The sequence below is a fragment of the Variovorax beijingensis genome (genome assembly GCF_007828835.1).
Taxonomy (GTDB): Bacteria; Pseudomonadota; Gammaproteobacteria; order Burkholderiales; family Burkholderiaceae_C; genus Variovorax; species Variovorax beijingensis_A.
On sequence record NZ_VIVL01000009.1, the window covers coordinates 119,967 to 138,865 of the forward strand.

20 protein-coding genes are annotated in these 18,899 nt (G+C 67.1%); 8 read left to right on the forward strand and 12 right to left on the reverse strand.

Annotation, left to right across the window (positions count from 1 at the left end; genetic code table 11):
• Positions 1–191: 191 nt before the first annotated feature.
• From FB547_RS23680 to FB547_RS23695, 4 genes are all read right to left on the reverse strand, one after another.
• Positions 192–872: a glutathione S-transferase family protein gene (locus tag FB547_RS23680; protein ID WP_145746099.1), complete on the reverse strand. Its 681-nt coding sequence runs from the start codon at positions 870–872 to the stop codon at positions 192–194.
• A 103-nt stretch (positions 873–975) separates the two neighbouring features.
• A complete protein-coding gene (locus FB547_RS23685) occupies positions 976–1,659 on the reverse strand; it encodes an ABC transporter ATP-binding protein (protein WP_145746100.1) in 684 nt (227 codons plus the stop codon).
• Positions 1,656–3,323, reverse strand: a complete 1,668-nt coding sequence (locus FB547_RS23690; protein ID WP_145746101.1) for an ABC transporter permease — start codon at positions 3,321–3,323, stop codon at positions 1,656–1,658. The genes FB547_RS23685 and FB547_RS23690 overlap by 4 nt, the downstream gene beginning before the upstream one ends.
• 34 nt (positions 3,324–3,357) lie before the next feature.
• Positions 3,358–4,419: a Fe(3+) ABC transporter substrate-binding protein gene (locus tag FB547_RS23695; protein ID WP_145746102.1), complete on the reverse strand. Its 1,062-nt coding sequence runs from the start codon at positions 4,417–4,419 to the stop codon at positions 3,358–3,360.
• Positions 4,420–4,743: 324 nt separating this feature from the next.
• Between FB547_RS23695 and FB547_RS23700 the strand changes: the two genes are divergently transcribed.
• Positions 4,744–5,121, forward strand: coding sequence for a hypothetical protein (locus FB547_RS23700; protein ID WP_186454235.1), 378 nt, complete (start codon positions 4,744–4,746; stop codon positions 5,119–5,121).
• Here FB547_RS23700 and FB547_RS23705 read toward each other — a convergent pair whose 3' ends face one another.
• The 3 genes from FB547_RS23705 to FB547_RS23715 are packed head-to-tail and all read right to left on the reverse strand — an operon-like array spanning position 5,122 to position 6,992.
• Complete coding sequence (locus FB547_RS23705) at positions 5,122–5,691, reverse strand: hypothetical protein (RefSeq protein ID WP_145746104.1); 570 nt, start codon at positions 5,689–5,691, stop codon at positions 5,122–5,124.
• A gap of 39 nt (positions 5,692–5,730) precedes the next feature.
• Entirely contained in the window at positions 5,731–6,426 is a 696-nt protein-coding gene (locus tag FB547_RS23710) for a nitroreductase (RefSeq protein ID WP_145746105.1), read from the reverse strand.
• Between the two features lie 17 nt (positions 6,427–6,443).
• Positions 6,444–6,992, reverse strand: a complete 549-nt coding sequence (locus FB547_RS23715; protein WP_145746106.1) for a PaaI family thioesterase — start codon at positions 6,990–6,992, stop codon at positions 6,444–6,446.
• A gap of 53 nt (positions 6,993–7,045) precedes the next feature.
• Between FB547_RS23715 and FB547_RS23720 the strand changes: the two genes are divergently transcribed.
• The 3 genes from FB547_RS23720 to FB547_RS23730 are packed head-to-tail and all read left to right on the forward strand — an operon-like array spanning position 7,046 to position 10,174.
• On the forward strand, positions 7,046–7,543 hold the full coding sequence (locus FB547_RS23720) for a MarR family winged helix-turn-helix transcriptional regulator (RefSeq protein ID WP_145746107.1): 498 nt from the start codon (positions 7,046–7,048) through the stop codon (positions 7,541–7,543).
• Positions 7,536–8,771, forward strand: a complete 1,236-nt coding sequence (locus tag FB547_RS23725) for an MFS transporter (protein ID WP_145746108.1) — start codon at positions 7,536–7,538, stop codon at positions 8,769–8,771. Before FB547_RS23720 ends, FB547_RS23725 begins: the two co-directional genes overlap by 8 nt.
• The gene (locus FB547_RS23730) at positions 8,768–10,174 is read left to right on the forward strand and encodes an MATE family efflux transporter (RefSeq protein WP_145746109.1); all 1,407 of its coding nucleotides are present in this window, start codon (positions 8,768–8,770) and stop codon (positions 10,172–10,174) included. Before FB547_RS23725 ends, FB547_RS23730 begins: the two co-directional genes overlap by 4 nt.
• A gap of 25 nt (positions 10,175–10,199) precedes the next feature.
• Here FB547_RS23730 and FB547_RS23735 read toward each other — a convergent pair whose 3' ends face one another.
• The 5 genes from FB547_RS23735 to FB547_RS23755 all read right to left on the reverse strand — a co-directional run bounded on the left by FB547_RS23735 (position 10,200) and on the right by FB547_RS23755 (position 14,741).
• On the reverse strand, positions 10,200–10,526 hold the full coding sequence (locus tag FB547_RS23735; RefSeq protein WP_145746110.1) for a hypothetical protein: 327 nt from the start codon (positions 10,524–10,526) through the stop codon (positions 10,200–10,202).
• A 158-nt stretch (positions 10,527–10,684) separates the two neighbouring features.
• Entirely contained in the window at positions 10,685–11,422 is a 738-nt protein-coding gene (locus FB547_RS23740; protein ID WP_145746111.1) for an aldolase, read from the reverse strand.
• A 34-nt stretch (positions 11,423–11,456) separates the two neighbouring features.
• The gene (locus FB547_RS23745) at positions 11,457–12,098 is read right to left on the reverse strand and encodes a 2-dehydro-3-deoxy-6-phosphogalactonate aldolase (RefSeq protein WP_145746112.1); all 642 of its coding nucleotides are present in this window, start codon (positions 12,096–12,098) and stop codon (positions 11,457–11,459) included.
• Positions 12,095–13,003, reverse strand: coding sequence for a 2-dehydro-3-deoxygalactonokinase (locus FB547_RS23750; protein ID WP_145746113.1), 909 nt, complete (start codon positions 13,001–13,003; stop codon positions 12,095–12,097). Before FB547_RS23750 ends, FB547_RS23745 begins: the two co-directional genes overlap by 4 nt.
• Position 13,004: 1 nt before the next feature.
• Entirely contained in the window at positions 13,005–14,741 is a 1,737-nt protein-coding gene (locus FB547_RS23755; RefSeq protein ID WP_145746114.1) for an IlvD/Edd family dehydratase, read from the reverse strand.
• A gap of 151 nt (positions 14,742–14,892) precedes the next feature.
• Between FB547_RS23755 and FB547_RS23760 the strand changes: the two genes are divergently transcribed.
• The 4 genes from FB547_RS23760 to FB547_RS23775 all read left to right on the forward strand — a co-directional run bounded on the left by FB547_RS23760 (position 14,893) and on the right by FB547_RS23775 (position 18,889).
• Positions 14,893–15,636, forward strand: coding sequence for a FadR/GntR family transcriptional regulator (locus FB547_RS23760; protein WP_145746115.1), 744 nt, complete (start codon positions 14,893–14,895; stop codon positions 15,634–15,636).
• A 97-nt stretch (positions 15,637–15,733) separates the two neighbouring features.
• On the forward strand, positions 15,734–17,119 hold the full coding sequence (locus FB547_RS23765; RefSeq protein WP_145746116.1) for an ABC transporter substrate-binding protein: 1,386 nt from the start codon (positions 15,734–15,736) through the stop codon (positions 17,117–17,119).
• Positions 17,120–17,162: 43 nt separating this feature from the next.
• Positions 17,163–18,041 carry a carbohydrate ABC transporter permease gene (locus tag FB547_RS23770; RefSeq protein ID WP_145746117.1) on the forward strand — a complete coding sequence of 293 codons (879 nt, stop codon included), beginning with the start codon at positions 17,163–17,165 and terminating at the stop codon, positions 18,039–18,041.
• The gene (locus FB547_RS23775; RefSeq protein ID WP_145746118.1) at positions 18,038–18,889 is read left to right on the forward strand and encodes a carbohydrate ABC transporter permease; all 852 of its coding nucleotides are present in this window, start codon (positions 18,038–18,040) and stop codon (positions 18,887–18,889) included. Before FB547_RS23770 ends, FB547_RS23775 begins: the two co-directional genes overlap by 4 nt.
• Positions 18,890–18,899: the final 10 nt, after the last annotated feature.

The following is an 18,899-nucleotide window of genomic DNA, read 5'->3' on the forward strand; positions in this document are numbered from 1 at the left end:
CCAAGGGGCCGTCTGCGGCGTTGCCCGCGCTTGCAAGGCACACGCCTTGCGGCGCACGGGCGCCTTGCAGCCAGCCCCTTGGCCGGGCAACCCGCAGGGAAGGCCAGCCGCAGCGGGCCACGCGTCGTCGCGCGCCTTGATTGGCCCGCTGCGGCTGGCCTTCGCGACCCCAGAAATAGCACTAACAGGCCCTAGGCGAGCGCGAGCAAGTGCGCCTCGTGCTTGCGCAGGAATTCGCGCAGGTGCTGCGGATACTCCGGCACCACCGCGCCGTGCACGCTCGGCCGCGCCGCCAGCGCCTTGCGCCAGGCATTCACCTTGGGCAGGGCATCGAAGATGTGCGAATTGCTGATTTCCTCGAAGACCTCGAAGTAGCGAAAGATCGGCGCGAACACCGCATCGACCAGGCTGAAGTTTCCGCCTGCAAAGTAGGGGCCGGCAACCAGCGCAGCCTCGACGCGCTCGAACTTGGCGGCCAGGGCCAGGCGCTTCTGCTCGAACACTTCGGCGTCGCGCGTGGTTTCGTAGCCCCACAGGTCGCCCAGGATGGCCGAGCCGAACTCCATCCACGCGCGATGCTCGGCGCGGGTGAGCGGATCTTCGGGATGCAGGCGCGGGCCGGGCTGGGTCTCTTCGAGGTACTCGCAGATCACGTTGCTCTCGAACAGCACCGCCTCGCTGCCGTCAGGGCGCTGAAGCCGCAGCAGCGGCACCTTGCCCAGCGGCGAGATGGCAACGAACCAGTCCGGCTTGTTCGCCAGGTCGATCACCACGCGCTCGAAGGGCACGTCCTTTTCGGCCAGTGCGATGGCGGCGCGCTGCACATAGGGGCACAGCAGGTGGCTGACGAGCGTGAGGGGCTTGCTGGACATGACGTTGGGCTCTCCGGGAAAGTTGAAAGTGGGACCGCGGCAATTCTTGCGGCCCCGAACAACCTTTTCCCGAAAAGCCCATTCGCTGAACGGGCGCCTTGTGCTATTTGAGGGTGTCCAGCCAATGCGTGATGCGGCCGCCGTGCATCACGCCGATCCGGTCGGCCATGGCATGGGCCTCGGCTTCGTTGTGGGTGACCAGGATCGCGGTCTGCCCGGCGCGCTGGAGAATGCCGCGCACCTCGGCCGTGAGGCGCTCGCGCGTGCCGCCGTCGAGGTTCGAAAACGGCTCGTCGAGCAGCAGCAGCGCGGGCGAGGGCGCCAGTGCGCGGGCGAGCGCAATGCGCTGCTGCTGGCCGCCCGAGAGCTCATGCGGAAAGCGCTCGCCGGCATCGGCCAGGCCCACCAGCGCCAGCATCTCGGCCACGCGTGCCCGTTGCTGCGCACGGCTCGAGCGGCGCAGGCCGAAGGCCACGTTCCGGCCTGCCGACAGATGGGGAAAGAGCGCGTATTCCTGGAACATCATGCCCACGCGCCGCTGTTCGGGTGGCAGGTGCACCTGGGTGGAGGAGAGCAGCACGTCGCCGAGCCGGATGGTGCCGGCACGCAGCGGCTCGAAGCCCGCGATCGCCCGCAGCACCGTGGTCTTGCCGCAGCCCGAGGGGCCGAACAGGCAGGCGATCTCGCCGGCGCGCAGCGAAAGCGAGAAGTCGTTGACCACGGCATGCAGGCCGCGCGGCGTTTCGTAGGCGAGCTGGATCGATTCGATGGAAAGAAGGGAACTCATTGTGTCTCTGCGGCCGGCGTGCCCAGTTGGTTGCGCGCCAGCAGCACCACCGGCAGCAGGCCGGCCGCCACGATGGCGAGCGCGGCGATCGCGCCTTCTTCGTAGGTGCCGCGGGCGGCCTCGGCATAGAGCCAGGTGGCCAGTGTGTCGAAATTGGCCGGACGCAGCAGCAGCGTGGCCGGCAGTTCCTTCATCGCATCGACGAAGACCAGCAGCGCGCCCGTGGCAATGGCGGGCTGCAGCAGCGGCAGGTGCACGCGCCTGAGGGTGCCGCCGCTGGTTTCGCCCAGCAGCCGCGAAGCCTGCTCGATGGCGGGCGGAATGCGGGCGAGACCGGCCTCGATGCCGCCGACCGGCATGGCGAGGAAGCGGATCGCGCAAGCCGCCACCAGCACGATGCCCGCGCCCATGAGCGGCAGGCCCTGCAGGCCGAGCACGCTGGCCAGCGCGGCGTCGAACGCAAGCGCGGGCGTGAGCAGGCCGATGGCGAGCACCGTGCCGGGCAATGCGTAGCCGAGCGTGGCTGCGCGCCCCTGCCAGCGTGCGCGGTTCGGGCGCGATCCCTGGCTGCGCGTGGCCCACGCCACCACCAGCCCCGCGGCCACGGCCGCCACGGTGACGCCGGCGGCCAGCGTGATCGTGTTGCCCAGACTTGCCAGCAGGCCTTGCGACACGCCGCCGCCCTGGCGCAGCCGCTTGGCGCTTTCCCAGACCAGGTAGAGGGCCGGCGCCACGAAGCCGACCAGCACCGGCAATGACGCGGTGGCGGTGGCGAGCCAGGCGGTGCCGCCGTGCAGGCGCCGCGGCTGCATGGCGCGCATGCGCTGCGCCGAGCCGAAGCGCTGGTGCCGGCGCCCGTTGCGTTCGAGCCAGACCAGTGCGACCACCACGAACAGCATGGCGCAGGCGATCTGCGCCGCACCGGCCAGGTCGGAGCGCGTGATCCAGGTGGTGTAGACCGCCACCGTGAGCGTGTTCACGCCCAGGAATTCGGAGGCGCCGATGTCGTTGAGCGTTTCGAGCAGCGCCAGGCTCAGCCCCACTGCGAGCGCCGGCCGCGCCAGCGGCAGCGCCACGCGAAAGAAGGCGCCGCGCCGGCTTTCGCCCAGCGTGCGCGCCGCTTCCATCAGGTGCGCGGGCTGCGTCATGAACATGGCGCGCGCGGTCATGTAGACGTAGGGATAAAGCACGAAGCCGAGCACGAAGATCGCGCCCGGCATCGAGCGCAGGTCAGGAAGGCGGAACTGGCGCGGGCTGTCGAAGCCCAGGGTCCAGCGGATCGCACCCTGCACCGGGCCGATCGGATGCAGCAGGTCCAGGTAGGCAAAGGCAACGATGTAGGTCGGCATTGCGAGCGGCAGCAGCAGCGCCCAGTTCAGCACGCGGCGTCCCGGAAAGTCGCAGGCCGTCACGAGCCATGCGCAGCCGGTGCCGATCAGCAGCACCAGCGCACCCACGCCCATGAGCAGCAGGGCCGTGTTGAGCGCGGCCTGCGGCAGCACGTGCGCGAACAGCGGCCCCCAGTGCGCGACGCCCGAGCCGAAGGCGAGCCATGCGAGCATGAGCACCGGCGCGAGCACGCCGAGCGCGATGGCCATCGAGGCGAAGCGCCAGAACGGGCCCGCCGCTTGCAGGACTGGCGGCTGGCGCCTCGCGATCAACATCCGGCCACCGGCAAGGCGTGCCCTGCCAGTTTCATCACTGATCGAAACCGACCTTGTCGACCAGCGCACTGGCCTGCTTGCGGTACTTGGCAATCTCGGCCACCGGCAGCGGGTCGGCCTTCAGTTCGCCGATGGTCTCTCCGATGATCGGATCGAGCGCCACGCCCTTGCGCACCGGGTATTCGTAGTTGGTCTGCGCGTAGAGCGCCTGTGCCGGCTCCGATACCAGGAACTCGAGCAGCTTGACCGCGTTGGCGCGCTGCGGGGCATTCTTGGCCACGGCCGCGCCGCTGATGTTGACGTGCGTGCCGCCGCCCTTGGCGCCGGCAAAGGTCGGGCGGACCACCTTGATGGCGTCGCCCCACTTGCGCGCGTCGCTGCCTTCCTTGGCGCTCTTCATCTGGCCGACGTAGTAGGAGTTGGCCAGGCCGATGTCGCAGATGCCGCCCAGGATGTCGCGCGCCACGTCGCGGTCGCCGCCCGTGGCCTTGCGGGCCAGGTTGGCCTTGACGCCGCGCAGCCATTGCTCGGTCTTGGCCTCGCCGTCGTGCGCGATCATTGCTGCGATCAGCGCCGTGTTGTAGGGGTGCTGGCCCGCGCGGATGCAGACCTTGCCCTTCCACTTCGGGTTGGCCAGGTCTTCATAGCGGAAGCTGGTGATCGGCTGGTTCCTGTCGGCGTATAGCACGCGCGCGCGCAGCGAGAGCGCGAACCACTGGCCGTCGGCGCCGCGCAGGTTGGCGGGCACGGCCGATTCGAGCGCGGCCGATTTCACCGGCTGCGTCACGCCGCCGTCGACCAGGTCCATCAGGTTGCCGATGTCCACCGTCATCAGCACGTCGGCCGGCGAGCGCGCGCCTTCGGCCTTGACCCGTTCGAGCAGGCCGTCCTTCACGAACACCGTGTTCACCTTGATCTTGCTCTGCGCGCTGAAGGCCGAGATCAGGGGCTGGATCAGCGCGGCTTCGCGCGTGGTGTAGAGCGTGAGTTCGTCGTTGGCGGCGTGCGCGGGCAGGGCGGCGGCAGCCAGCCAGGCGGCGGCGGTGCCGATCAGTGCGCGGGCGGCGCGGCCTTGGACGCCGGGGCGGTCGGTCATGAAGGATCCTCCAGGTGCAGAGACGTGTTTTGGGGCATCGCCACCGTCAAGGTGACGATGCGAATCATTATCACTGCGTTTGAAGCTGCTTTTTACGTCCTTGCACTTACATGCAGGAAAGAAGCGCGCCGCGGCACGGGGGACCGGAGGATGACTTGCACAACTTTTTAATCGACATCGACCGCGTCGAGAATCTGGCCGTTATCGCTTTGTCCGCAGTCCTGAAGATTGGCTGCAGCATCCACCAGCAGTTCGAAACCTGCTGCTGACCGGCCGTCTTACACACAACCCAAACCAATTCGTTAGGTACTCGCAATGAACTGCGTGACAGTCGAAGAACTGGAGTTGTTGAGCTTCTTCGGAGTCGAGCCCGCTCGGGTCGATCAAGACATACCTTGGCCATACAACGACTTCTCCTACCTGCTCGAGGTGGGCGGGTACACCGTCTCTTTCCGCATTGCCCCGGCCTACAAGGATCTATCCCTGTCGGTTGCCCACAACGGCTCCGAGCTATATAGCGTCAGAAGCGTTTCGATAAAAGACGTCCGATATCACAGGGATGCTGATCGAGAGACATTGGAGATTGCCGTCTCTGACCGAGACACGATCTGGTTCCGGCTTCGCCCAAGCCTGCTCATCACGCAGGAAGCGGGCGAGTGCAGCATTCCATCGATGGCATCTTCCCTGACAAGCATTCCTTGATCAGCGCTGCACGCTCTCGACATAAACGACGTGCGGAGAATAACGGCCAGCAACGCGCACTTGCTCGGATGGACGCAATGAGGACCAAAGCTCCTTGGATATGCAAAGGCCCAAGCGTCCGGTTTCAGGAAAGTCGCGGAGCTGAACCCGGTAGGTGCAGAAACATTTGCCTTTGCATTCGCTGAGGTCTGCCACCTCATAGGTTCGAACCTGATGCCCGCCTCGGCCGGCAATGGAAACAAGGGCAAACACGACCAGGCTCCAGCTATAGAGCGCCAGCAAACTGCTGATCCAGACAGCAAAGTATTTGCTCATCGGCATCGACGAGCCGCGGCGAAAGTGAGGATGTATGCCAAGCGCGATGAGTCGCCGAGATCGATAGGCCATGAAGGTCGTAAATGGCAGGCTGGCGACAAATGCGCTTGCAAGGCACCACAGCTTGGCCCCGGAGGAGAAAAACACGCTGGGCAAATACACAACCAGCAAGCCCATCGGCAGCAGAAAAAACAGCACGACGGCCCACGAAGAATTCTTCAGTTCTTTGGCGCTGGCAGGAAGCAACAGTCCCATGATGGCTGGATATTAGAGGCGGTTGCATTCTCCCGAGTACTAATCCACCCAGCGGCAAACCTGTGCCAGCGGCGCGCGCGACGTGCGGAACCGGTTGGCCGGGTGCGATGGATCCTCGTAGCCGAAGGCAATGCCGCAGACCACCTGGCGATCGTCCGGGATGTCGAACCAGCGATGCAGGAACTTCGAACGCGAGGCCACGGCCGCCTGGGCGATGCTGGCCACGCCCAGGCTGCGTGCCGCCAGCATGAAGTTGTTGACATAGGCGCCGCAGTCGAGCGCTCCATAGGTGCCGAGCAGCGCCTCGGTGGTGACGAGGGCCACGTGCGGTGCGCCGAAGAACCTGAAGTTCTCCTGCGCCTGCCGCTGCGAGGCCTCGCGGTCGCCGCGGGCCACGCCCACACTTTCATACAGCTGGAAGCCGCATTCGCGGCGGCGCTCGCGGTACACGCCGCGGTATTCCGCCGGCGGTGCAATGTCGAATGCGGCATCGGCCGCGGCTTCGTCCGAATCGAAGGCCCGGCGCAGCCGTTCGGTGGCCGCGGCACTGGCCACGATCACCTGCCAGGGCTGCGAGTTGCACCATGAAGCGGTGCGCTGTGCCAACTGAAGGATCGCATCGATCGTCTCGCGCGCGACGGGTTCGGCAAGGTAGCCGCGGCAGCTGTAGCGCTCGGCGAGGAGGGTCTCGAAGGCTGGCACGGGCGAGGGGTCGCGAGGGATGGAGGAGGGCATGGACTGCGGCCGATCGATCAGCGTGGCGAGGGGGTCTCGAACACCAGGCAGGTGGTGGTGGCGTGCGCATACAGCGTGCCGTCGGGCCCCACGAGCCGCGCTTCGGCGGTGGCGAGCTGCCGGCCGCAATGGATCACCTTGCCCTCGGCGCGCACCCGCTGCACCTTGGGCGTGAGGCCCTTCACATAGTTCACGCTCAATTCGGCGGTGGTGTAGGCGCGCCCCGCCGGCATCATGGTGTGGACCGAGCAGCCCAGCGCCGAGTCGAGCAAGGTCGCAATCCAGCCGCCATGGATGGTGCCGAGCGGATTCAGGTGTTGCGCAAGCGGCGTGCCCTGGAACACGGCCCGGCCCGGGCTGACTTCCAGCAGGGCGAAGTCGAGGGTCTTGGCGATGGCGGCGTAGGGGATTTCGGCGCGCAGCATCGCTTCCATCATTTCGAGCCCGGTCTTGCCGGCGACCTGCTCCGGGCGTGCCAGGCCAGGTCCCGGCCCCGCTTCCAGGCGCTGGACGATCTCAGCCTCCTGGGCGATCCAGGCGTTGAGGGTGGCGTGCGGCTCGGCCATGAGAAAACTCCTTGATAGTTGCATATACAATTATTGTAGCTACAATGAACGGCATGAACGCTGCTCTGAAGCCTCCTCAGCTGAGGCCCCAAGGATGTACCAATTTCCGCCTGCGCCGGCTCTCCAGGCTAGCCTCGCGCCTCTACGACACGCATGTCGCGCCGAGCGGGCTCAAGACCACGCAGTATTCGCTGCTCTCGCACGTGCTGCATCTCGGGCCGCTGCGGCCGGTCGACCTGGCGCGCGAGATGAACGTCGACGCCTCCACGCTCACGCGCAATCTCAAGCCGCTGCTGGCGGCGGGCTTCCTGGTGCAGACGGAGGGGCCCGATGCCCGCAGCCGCATGCTGGCGATCACCGACGCAGGCCGCGACAAGCGAGCCGAGGCACAGCGCCTGTGGCACGGCGCGCAACTGGCGCTCAACGACATCCTCGGCACCGAGCGCGTGCTGGCGCTGCATGCGCTGCTCGACGAGAGCCTGGAGCTGCTGCAGCGCGCCGGGCTGGGCGATGGACAACCGGAAGACGCAACGGGAGCCGGCGATGAATGAAACCCCTCTGCGGCGCCATGCGCTCTGGCTCGTGCTGCTGGCGGCCGCGGGCGCCTTCGCACTCACGATGGGGGTGCGCCAGACGATGGGCCTGTTCCTCTCGGCGCTCAACACCTCGACCGCGCTCGGCATCGGCAGCATCAGCCTGGCGTTCGCATTCGGGCAGCTCTGGTGGGGCCTCACGCAGCCGTTCGCGGGCGCCGTGGCCGACCGCATCGGCACCGGGCGCGTGGTGTTCCTCGGTGTGCTGCTGGTCGCCATCGGCACGCTGATCACGCCGCTGATGACGAGCACCGCCGGCCTGATCTTCGCGATCGGCGTGCTGGCCGCCGGCGGCGCCGGCATGGCCGGCCCTTCGGTGCTGATGGCCGCGACCACGCGCCTGGTGCCGGCCGAGAAACGCGGCCTGGCCACCGGCTTGGTCAACGCCGGCGGCTCCTTCGGACAGTTCGCGATGGCGCCGATCGCCGTCGGCCTGACGGCCGCCGTGGGCTGGGCCGGTGCCATGCAGTGGCTCGGCGTGCTGGTGCTGCTGGCGCTGCCGGCGGCATGGGTGCTCAAGGGCAACTCGAACGCAATGGCCGCGGCCTCGGCGGCCGCATCGGGCACGAAGCCGCTGAGTGCGCGCCAGGCCATCGGCCAGGCGCTCGCGACGCCCAGCTACCGCTACCTGAGCCTGGGCTTCCTGGTCTGCGGCTTCCACGTCGCCTTCCTCGCCACGCACCTGCCCGGCGTCGTCGCGGCCTGCGGGCTGCCGGCCGAGGTCGGCGGCTGGGCGCTCGCGATGATCGGACTCTTCAACATCGTCGGCAGCCTGGCCATGGGCTGGGCCGTGGGGCGCTGGCGCATGAAGTCGCTGCTGTCGCTGGTCTATGCCACGCGCGGCATCGCCGTGCTGGTGTTCCTGCTGGCGCCGAAGACGACCGTGGTGATGCTGGTGTTCGCCGCCGTGATGGGCGTGACCTTCCTGTCGACCGTGCCGCCGACCGCCGGCCTGGTCGCCAAGATGTTCGGCCCGGCCAACATGGCGATGCTGTTCGGCATCGTGATGCTGGCGCACCAGGTCGGCGGCTTCCTGGGCGCGTACCTGGGCGGCTACGTCTTCCAGGCCACGGGCAACTACGACATCGTCTGGTACATCGACATCGCGTTCGCCGCGGGCGCGGCGCTGCTGCACCTGCCGATCCGCGAAGCGCGGCTGGCGCGTGCGAAGCTGGTGGCGGCATGAGCGGAGGACTCGATCCGCGCACGCGCATGCTGCTCGAGGCGCCGATCGTGCCGACCCTGCTGCGCCTGGCTGCGCCCAACGTGCTCGTGATGGTGGCGCAGGCATCCGTCGGGCTCATCGAAACCTACTTCGTCGGCAAGCTGGGCACCGATGCGCTGGCCGGCATGGCGCTGGTGTTCCCCATCGTCATGCTGATGCAGATGACCTCGGCCGGCGCCATGGGCGGCGGCATTGCCTCGTCGATCGCCCGTGCGCTGGGCGCGCGCCGCCGCGGCGACGCCGATGCGCTGGTGTGGCATGCGGCGGTCATCGCGATCGGCTTCGGCCTGTGCTTTTCGCTTGCGCTGCTGGCCGGCGGGCGATGGCTCTACGCCATCATGGGCGGCACCGGCGCAGCGCTCGACGCGGCCCTGACGTACTCGAACTGGGTGTTCGCAGGTGCGGTGCTGGTGTGGCTCTTCAATTCGCTCTCGGCCATCATCCGCGGCACCGGCAACATGGCGGTGCCGGCGAACGTGACGGTGGCGGGCGTGGTGTTCCTTATTCCGGCGTCGCCGCTCCTGATCTTCGGCTGGGGACCGCTGCCGGGCATGGGCATCGCGGGCGGCGCGATGGCGTTGCTGCTGTACTACCTGCTGGGTTCCATCGCGCTCATCGTCTACCTGCGCTCGCCGCGCAGCCTGCTGCGCCCCACGCTCTCCGCACTGAAGCTGCGCTGGCCCCTGTTCCGCGACATCCTGCGCATCGGGCTGGTGGGTGCGGTGTCGACGGTGGCGACCAACCTCTCGATCGGCATTGCCACGGCCTTGACGGGGCACTTCGGTTCGGGCGCGCTGGCAGGCTACGGCACCGCCTCGCGGCTCGAGTACCTGCTGGTGCCGCTGGTGTTCGGCCTTGGCGCGCCGCTGGTCGCGATGGTGGGCACCTGCATGGGCGCGGGGCAGCGGGAACGCGCGCTTCGCGCCACCTGGGCCGGCGCGGCGCTGGCCTTTGCGCTCACCGAAACCATCGGCCTCGCCGCGGCGCTGTTCCCGCGCCCCTGGCTGCTGCTGTTCGGCAGTGACCCCGCCATGCTCGAAACCGGCGCGCACTACCTGCGCGTGGTGGGACCGTTCTATGGTTTCTTCGGCGTCGGACTGGTGCTGTACTTCGCCTCGCAGGGGGCAGGGCGCCTGCTGTGGCCGGTGCTCGGCAACATCGCGCGGCTCGCGGTGGCCGGCGCGGGCGGCTGGCTGGCCCTGCGCTGGGGCGGCGGACTGGCCGGCGTGTTTGCGGCGCAGGGCGCGGCGCTGGTGGTGTACGGCATCGTCATTGCCTCGGCGATTGCCGGCGGTGCCTGGTTCGGCCGCGTGGGCAGGCCGCGCACGACCCGCGGCCTGCTGCGGCGCGTGGCGCAGGCGTGAACCGCTTCAGGCCGGCACCGTCGGATCAGTAGCGGTAGGGATTCTCGGGCCGGCGGTCGTAGCGGTTCGGCACGCCGTCGCCGTCGTAGTCCCTGCGGCCGTAGCGGCGCTCTTCCCAGTGGCGATGCCGATGTTCGTAGCGGTCGCGTCCGTGGTAGTAGCCGGGGCCGTAGTAGTGATGCCGCGGGGGCGGCGGCGCGTAGTAGTGGTGGCGCGGCGGAGGCGGTGGTGCGGGCACCACATACACCTGGGCCTGGATGAAGCGGCCGCCGGTCTGTGCCTGTGCCGGGGCGGTGAGTGCAGCCAGCGACAGCAGGGCCGCGGCGCCAATGGCGAAAGTGAGCTTTTTCATGGCAACTCCAGTGGAGTGGTTGGAAGCCCTATCGTCGTGGCCCCGTGTGAACGCTTTGTAAGGCTGGAGCGAAATCGGATGAAGAGCTGTAAGCCGCTGCGCGGCCATTGCGCGATTCTGCGCGGCTCTTTCGCGGTCCGGAATCGGCCGAACGGACGTCAGCCGCGTGGCGGAGGCAGCAGCCGCCGCAGCGCCTCGAAGAACAGGTCCGACTGCTCGCGTTCGCCCTGGATCTGCGCCGCCACATGCGCGGCCAGCCGGGCATCGACGGGAACCAGCGGGCGCCCGGTCGATTGCGCAATCACCTGGTGCAGGCTCGCGCGTTCGAGGTAGTAGAGATCGTCGTAGGCATGCGCAATGCAGGCGCCCGCCACGATCACGCCATGGTTCGCGAGAAAGGCAATGTCCTTGCCCGCCATGGCGCGCGCGATGCGCTCGCCCTCGGCATCGTCGAGCGCGAGGCCGTTGTAGACCGCATCGACGGCGATGCGGTTCATGTAGCGCATGGCGTTCTGGCTCAGCGTGGGATCGAGCGCGCGCTCGGCCGTGAGCGTGAGCGCCGTGGCGTAGGGCATGTGGCAGTGCAGCACGACCGCATGGCCCGTGAGGCGGTGCACTGCGCCATGGATGAAGAGCGCGGTCGGCTCCACCCGGTGGCGCCCCGCGAGCACTTCGCCGTGCACGTCGATCAGCACGATGTCGTCGGCGCCGATCTCGCTCCAGTGCAGGCCGCGCGGATTGATCAGGTAGCGGTCCTGCGCGCCCGGCAGCAGCACGCTGAAATGGTTGCAGACCCCTTCGGACAATCCGTGGTGGGCGGCCGCGCGCAGCGCGAGCGCAAGGTCTTCGCGCAGCTTGCGCACGGCGGGGCTGGCGTAATCTGAATCGGCGGACATCGACGCTCCCTCGTGGACGTTGGAAAGAAGACTTTCAGATGGCGGCCGCGCCCGTGAAGGCCGCGACGAACCGCTGCGCATCGGCGCGCACGGCCGAGGCCTGCTTGCCCGGCTTGTAGAGCGCGGAGCCGATGCCGAAGCCGGCCGCGCCGGCCGTACGCCATTCGGCCATGTTGGTGGGCGTGATACCGCCCACGGGCATCACTGGCGTGCCTTGGGGCAGCACCGCGAGCAGGGCTTTCACCACCGCGGGCGATGCGAGTTCGGCCGGGAACAGCTTGAGTCCGGTCGCGCCCGCGGCCAGCGCGCCGAAGGCTTCGGTCGGCGTCATCACGCCGGGCAGGCAGACCATGCCGAGCCGCACGGCTTCGGCGATCACCTCCGCATTGCAGTTGGGCGAAACGACCAGCTCGCCGCCGGCCGCATGCACATAGCGCACCTGCTGCACATCGAGCACCGTGCCGGCGCCCACCAGGGCCTGCGGAAAGCGCGTGCGCATCAGCGTGATGCTGGCGTAGGGCTTGGGCGAATTGAGCGGCACCTCGAGCAGCCGGAAGCCCGATTCGACGATGGCATCGCCCACGTCGCCGGCCTCGGCAGGTGTAAGCCCGCGCAGGATGGCAACCAGCGGCAGCGCGCGCATCGCGGCTTCGAATTTTTGTTGCGGTGTGGTCATGGCGGATTTCTGTCTGCGTCGAGAAAGCCGGACAGCGCATGCAGCCCGGCCCAGGTGGCTTCGGCGCCGAGCCTGCGGGTGGCGATGCCGGTGGCGCTCAGCGCGAGCGTGTAGCGCTGCGTCAGTGCGGGGGAACCGATCAGCACAACCTCGCCGAAGGCATGCAGCGACTGCGTGCGCAGTTCTTCGCCAATCAGGAGGCCCGAGAGGTAGCTGGCGAGTTCCTGCGTGGGCATGCGCTCGAACAGCGCCAGCGTGCGCGCGCCGAATGCGTTGTGCAGCAGGCCCTGGCCGTTGTCGGCACGTGCGACGCCCTGCACGAAAGCGGCTTCGTCGAGCGGCGCATCGGCATCGAGCGTGCGCGCAAGAATCGAATGTTGGCTCAGCAGCGCGTAGAACTCGCCGGTCATGAAGGTGCGAAAGCCCGTGACGCGGCCCTTCTTGACCGTAGCCCACTTGTTGTGCGTGCCCGGCAGAACGAAGACGCCCTCGTCGACGTCCATCAACGCCATGGCGCCGAAGATCTGCACTTCCTCGCCGCGCATGACATCGGGAACGCCGTCATGCTCGTCGTTGAGGCCCGGCACGATGGAGATGCGCGAGCCCGGCCGCACGTCGATGTCGATGATGCTGCGGCCCACCTCGACACGGCCCGCGGGGCAGGCGCAATACGGTGCCTCGACCCAGCCCTGCTTGCTGCCGGCCATGCCGGAGATCAGGCAGCGCGCGCCTTCGAGGCGCATCCAGTCGCCAAACAGCGCTTCGAAAACCGCGGGGAACCCGCCTTCCGGCACCTTGAGGATGCCGCGCGCATCGCTGCGCTCTTCGAGCACCTTGCCGCCGGCATCGAGCAGCGCGCCGCGCAGTGAGCTCGTGCCCCAGTCGATGGCGACCAGTCTTGTCATGTCAGTGATTGTCGCGCGGCACGAAGGCCCCGCGGCGACCGCGCAGGAAGGCCAGGTCGGCCCCCTGGTCGGCCTGCAGCACCGTGTCGACGTACAGCTTCCAGTAGCCCGAGTCGAGCGGCGCCTTGGGCGCGACCCACTTCTCGAGCCGCCTTGCGAGCTCTTCGTCGCTCACATGCAGATGCAGCTTGCGGTTGGGCACGTCGAGCTCGACGATGTCGCCGTCCTGCACCAGCGCGAGCGGCCCGCCCGCGGCCGCCTCGGGGGCGGTGTGCAGCACCACGGTGCCGTAGGCGGTGCCGCTCATGCGCGCGTCGCTGATGCGGACCATGTCGGTGATGCCCTTGCGCAGCACCTTCGGCGGCAGCGGCATGTTGCCCGACTCGGCCATGCCCGGGTAGCCGCGCGGGCCGCAGTTCTTCAGCACCATGACGCAGTGCTCGTCGATGTCGAGGTTCTCGTCGTCGATGCGCTTGTGCAGGTCGTCCGCGTTTTCGAACACCACCGCGCGGCCCTTGTGCACCAGCAGCTCGGGCGTGGCGGCACTGGGCTTGATGATGGCGCCGTTGGGGGCGAGGTTGCCGCGCAGCACGCAGATGCCGGCCTTGTCCTTGAAGGGTTCGGCCAGCGGGCGGATCACCTGCGGGTTGTAGTTCTCGGCGTCCTTCACGTTGTCCCACAGCGTCTGGCCGTTGGCCGTGATGGCGTCCTTGTGCAGGTACTGCGCGATCTCCTTGATGACCACCGGCAGCCCGCCCGCGTAGCAGAAGTCTTCCATCAGGAAGCGGCCCGAAGGCTGAAGGTCGACCAGGCAGGGCAGATCGGAAGCCAGCCGGTCGAAGTCGTCGAGCGAGAGATCCACGCCGATGCGCCCTGCGATGGCCAGCAGGTGGATGACGAGGTTGGTGGAGCCGCCGATGGCCGCATTGACCTTGATGGCGTTCTCGATGGCCTGTCGCGTGAGGATCTTCGACATGTGGAGGTCTTCGTGGACCATGTCGACGATGCGCCGGCCGGCCATTCGCGCCAGCACGTTGCGCCGGCCATCCACCGCAGGGTAGGCGGCATTGCCGGGCAGGCCGATGCCCAGCGACTCGACCATGCAGGCCATGGTGCTCGCGGTGCCCATGGTCATGCAGTGGCCGTGGCTGCGGTGCATGCAGCTCTCGGCTTCGAAAAAGTCCTGCAGCTTGAGCGTGCCGGCGCGCACCTGCTCGCTCATCTGCCACACGCCGGTGCCCGAGCCCAGCTCCTGGCCGCGCCACTTGCCCGAAAGCATCGGGCCGCCGGAGACGCCGATGGTCGGCAGGTCGACGCTGGCCGCACCCATCATGAGCGCGGGCGTGGTCTTGTCGCAGCCCATGAGCAGCACCACCCCGTCGAGCGGATTGCCGCGGATGCTTTCTTCCACGTCCATGCTCGCGAGGTTGCGGTACAGCATGGCGGTGGGGCGCAGCAGCGTTTCGCCGAGCGACATCACCGGGAATTCGAGCGGGAAGCCGCCCGCTTCATACACGCCGATCTTCACCTGCTCGGCGAGCGTGCGGAAGTGCGAGTTGCAGGGCGTGAGCTCGCTGAAGGTGTTGCAGATGCCGATGACCGGACGCCCGTCGAACTGGTCGTGCGGCACACCCTTGCCCTTGACCCAGCTGCGGTAGATGAAGCCGTCGCGGTCATGGCGGCCGAACCATTGCTGGCTGCGCAGGTCTTCGGGTTTTTTCTTGGGGGAATTGCTCATCGGTTTGTCTCCGTTTACGACCGCTTACGGCCCCAAACCTCAGGGTTTGTCCTGCCGATCGGCCATTTCAATCATCATATGATAAGTGCGAACAACATGCCGGACCCTTAGTGTTTTCGAGCGTCGGCATAGCAAATTTCACATCACGCACATGATCAAGAACATCCACGGTCGCACGCTCGAACTGCTCGGCGAAGCTGTCGTGGCCGGCCGCTATGCGATCGGTGCCTCGATCCCGGCCGAACCCATTCTGGGCGAGGAGCTCGGCGTGAGCCGCACCGTGGTGCGGGAAGCCATCAAGTCGCTGGCGGCCAAGGGCCTGATCGTGACGGGGCCCAAGGTGGGCACGCGGGTGCTGCCGCAGGACAAGTGGAACTGGTTCGACCCCGACGTCATCACCTGGCAGTCGCGTGCCGGGCTCACGCCCGAGTTCCTGCGCGACCTGCAGGACCTGCGGCGCGTGGTCGAGCCGGCGGCCGTGCGGCTTGCGGCCGAGCGGGCCAGCCCGCAGGACATCGAGGAAATAGAGCGCGCCTACGCCGGCATGAAGGAAGCCGTGGAGAACGGCGGCGACTACGTCACCTTCGACCTGCGCTTTCATACCGGCCTCTTGAGCGCGGCGCGCAACCGCATGCTCGCGCAGATGAGCAAGGCGCTCAACGCACTGCTTCGCACCAGTTTCGAGATATCGACCAGCAAGCCCGACGGGCCCGCGCTTTCGCTGCCGCTGCATCGCGCGGTGCTCGATGCGGTGATTGCACACGATCCGGCCAAGGCCGAGCAGGCGGTCATCCGCCTCATCGACGGCGCGCGGCAGGACATCGAAGACGTGATCGGCTCGCGCCGCCGGCTGCCGCGGCTCGGCCGTCCGCCGCCGCGGCTGAAGGCCCACTAGCCGGGCCCGGGGCCAGGTGCGAGCCCGCGCAGGTCGCAACAGATTTTTTCACCCACGCTCGTGTTCGAGCATTTCCACCGAAGAAGAAGGAGACACCATGAAAGTCGTCAAGTCGCTGATAGCGCCGACGTTGTTCGCGCTGGGGTTGTTGGCGTCGGCAGGTCCCGCCGCCGCGCAGGAAAAGCTCACCGTCTGGTGGGTGAAGGGCTTCTACAAGGCTGAGGACGATGCGCTGTTCGCCGCCATCAAGAAGTTCGAGGAGAAGAACAAGAACGTGAAGATCGAGCTGTCGCAGTACCCGATCCAGGACATGATCCCCAAGACCGTGTCCGCGCTCGATTCGGGCAGCCCGCCCGACGTGGCCTATGCCGACGTGTACGACTTCCAGGTCACCGGCAAGTGGGCCTTCGACGGCAAGCTCGAAGACCTCGGCAGCGTGCTCACGCCCATCAAGGACCGCTTCGCGCCCAACACGATCGAGACCACCTACCTCTACAACGACCAGACCAAGAGCAAGGCCTACTACGCCTTCCCGATCAAGCAGCAGACGATGCACATCGAGTACTGGCGCGACATGCTGGCGGAGGCGGGCTTCAAGGAGTCGGATATCCCGACCACCTGGAAGGAGTACTGGTCGTTCTGGTGCGAGAAGGCTCAAACCGCCAGCCGCAAGGCAAGCGGCAAGCGCACCTTCGGCATCGGCATGCCGATGGGCGTGGATTCGAGCGACTCGTTCTATTCGTTCCTGACCTTCATGGACGCCTACAACGTCAAGCTGGTGGACGACAACGGCAAGCTGCTGGTCGACGACCCGAAGGTGCGCACCGGCCTGATCGGCGCGCTGACCGACTACACCACGCCCTACACCAAGGGCTGCACGCCGCCGTCGTCGACGAGTTGGAAGGACCCGGACAACAACGTCGCGTTCCACAACAAGACGACCCTGATGACGCACAACGCGACCATCTCCATCGCCGCCAAGTGGCTCGACGATTCGGACAATGCCTCGCTCACGCCCGAGCAGCGCGAGGAAGCGCGCAAGAACTACACCGAGCGCATCCGCACGGCGGGTTTCCCGAGCAAGCCTGACGGCAGCAAGATGGTGTACCGCACGGCCGTGAAGACCGGCGTGGTGTTCAAGGACGCGAAGAACAAGGCGCGCGCCAAGGAGTTCGTCTCCTTCCTGATGCAGGAAGAGAACCTGACGCCGTACGTCGAAGGCTCGCTGGGCCGCTGGTTCCCGGTGACCAAGGCCGCGCAGCAGCGCGATTTCTGGAAGGCCGATCCGCACCGCCTGTCGGTCTACAACCAGTACGCCGCCGGCACCGTGACCTTCGAGTTCACCAAGAACTACAAGTTCACCGTGCTCAACAACGAGAACGTCTGGGCCAAGGCCATGAGCCGCGTCGTCACCGACAAGGTGCCGGTGGACAAGGCCGTGGACGAGATGATCGCGCGCATCAAGACGGTGGCGGCGCAGTAAGCCGCGCACACGCGACACCCGAAACCACCAGCAGCTGCATGCCATGAGCGCCACTGCCACCGCCGCCGCGTCGACCCCGACGCCTGTCGTCAATCCCGGAGCGCGGCATGCGCGCTGGCAGTTCTGGGGCGCGGTCATGGTCGTGCCCTACCTGCTGGTGTTCGTGGTGTTCGTGCTGTACCCGGTGGGCTACGGGCTCTGGCTCGCCCGCCATCCGCAAAGCTACGTGAAGCTGGTCGAGGACCCGATCTTCTTCCGCTCGGTGATCAACACGGCCATCTTCCTGGTCGTGGCGATCAATCTCAAGATGCTCGTGGCCCTGGTGCTCTCGGGCTTCTTCGTGACATCGCGCTGGTGGATCAAGATCGTCTCGGCGATCTTCATCCTGCCATGGGCGATGCCCTCGATTCCCACCATCCTGTCGATCCGCTTCATGCTCAACCCCGAGTGGGGCGTGATCAACAGCACGATCTTCCGCCTGACCGGCGCCGACGGCCCCAACTGGCTCAACGATCCTGCGCTGGCCCTGGCCTTCGCGATGGTGGTCCATGTATGGAAGTCGCTGCCGTTCTGGACCCTGATCCTGGTGGCGGGGCGGCTCGCCATCCCATCCGAACAATACGAGGCGGCCTCCGTGGACGGCGCCTCGTCGTGGCAGAAGTTCCGCTTCGTGAGCTGGCCGGCGCTGAAGACGCTCTACATCACCTCGACCATTCTCTCGATGATCTGGACGCTGGGCGACTTCAACAGCGTCTACCTGCTGACCGGCGGCGGACCCGCGGACTTGACGCATGTGCTCGCCACGCTGGGTATCCGCTATCTGCGCCTCGACCAGGTCGACCTGTCGATGGCGTCCATCGTGGTGGCCTTGCCGCTCGTTCTCCCGCTCGTGTACTTCATGATGAAGAGGCTCTCGAAATGAAGCGCTGGACTCCGAAAGCCGTGCTCACCGAGGCCCGGCTGCTGCTCATCGGCATACCGGTGCTGCTGTGGACGCTGATTCCGGTCTACCACATGGTGCTCTTTGCCATTTCGTCGAAGGACTCCGCGACCTCGGGCCACCTGTGGCCCAAGAATCCGACGCTGGACAACTTCCGCATCGTGTTCCAGCAGAAGCACTTCTACCTCGACCACTTCTGGCTGCAGCTCGGGAACTCGCTGCTGATCGCGCTCACGGTAGGGGCGCTGACGCTCTTCGTCGCCACCACGGCCGCCTTTGCGATCAGCCGGCTGCGCGTGCGGGGCGGCCGCACGGTGATGAACCTGGCGCTGTTCACGTACTTCATTCCCGCGGCCTTCCTGGCCGTGCCCATGTACAAGACCATGGGCAACTACGGCCTGCTCAACAGCCAGTGGGCGCTGATCCTTGCCATGGTGACCATCGCCTCGCCGTACTGCATCTGGGTGCTCAAGCAGGCCTCCGACAAGCTGCCCTACGAGCTTGACGAAGCCGCGCGCATGGACGGCGCTTCGCCGCTGCAGCTGTTCCGGCTGGTGTACCTGCCGCTGATGGTGCCGTCGCTGGTGGCGGTGGGCACCTATTCGCTGCTGCTGGCATGGAACGAATACCTCTACGCCTTCCTGCTGCTGTCGAACGACAGGAGCGTGACGCTGGCGGTGGCGCTCGGCAACTTCCTTTCGGCCGACGATTCGCCGTGGGAACTGCTGATGGCCACCGGCCTCATCTATGCATTGCCGCCCGCGGCGATCTACTACGCCTTCAAGCGCTACATGGTGGGCGGACTCACCGCCGGTGCCGTCAAGAGCTGAGCGAACCCTG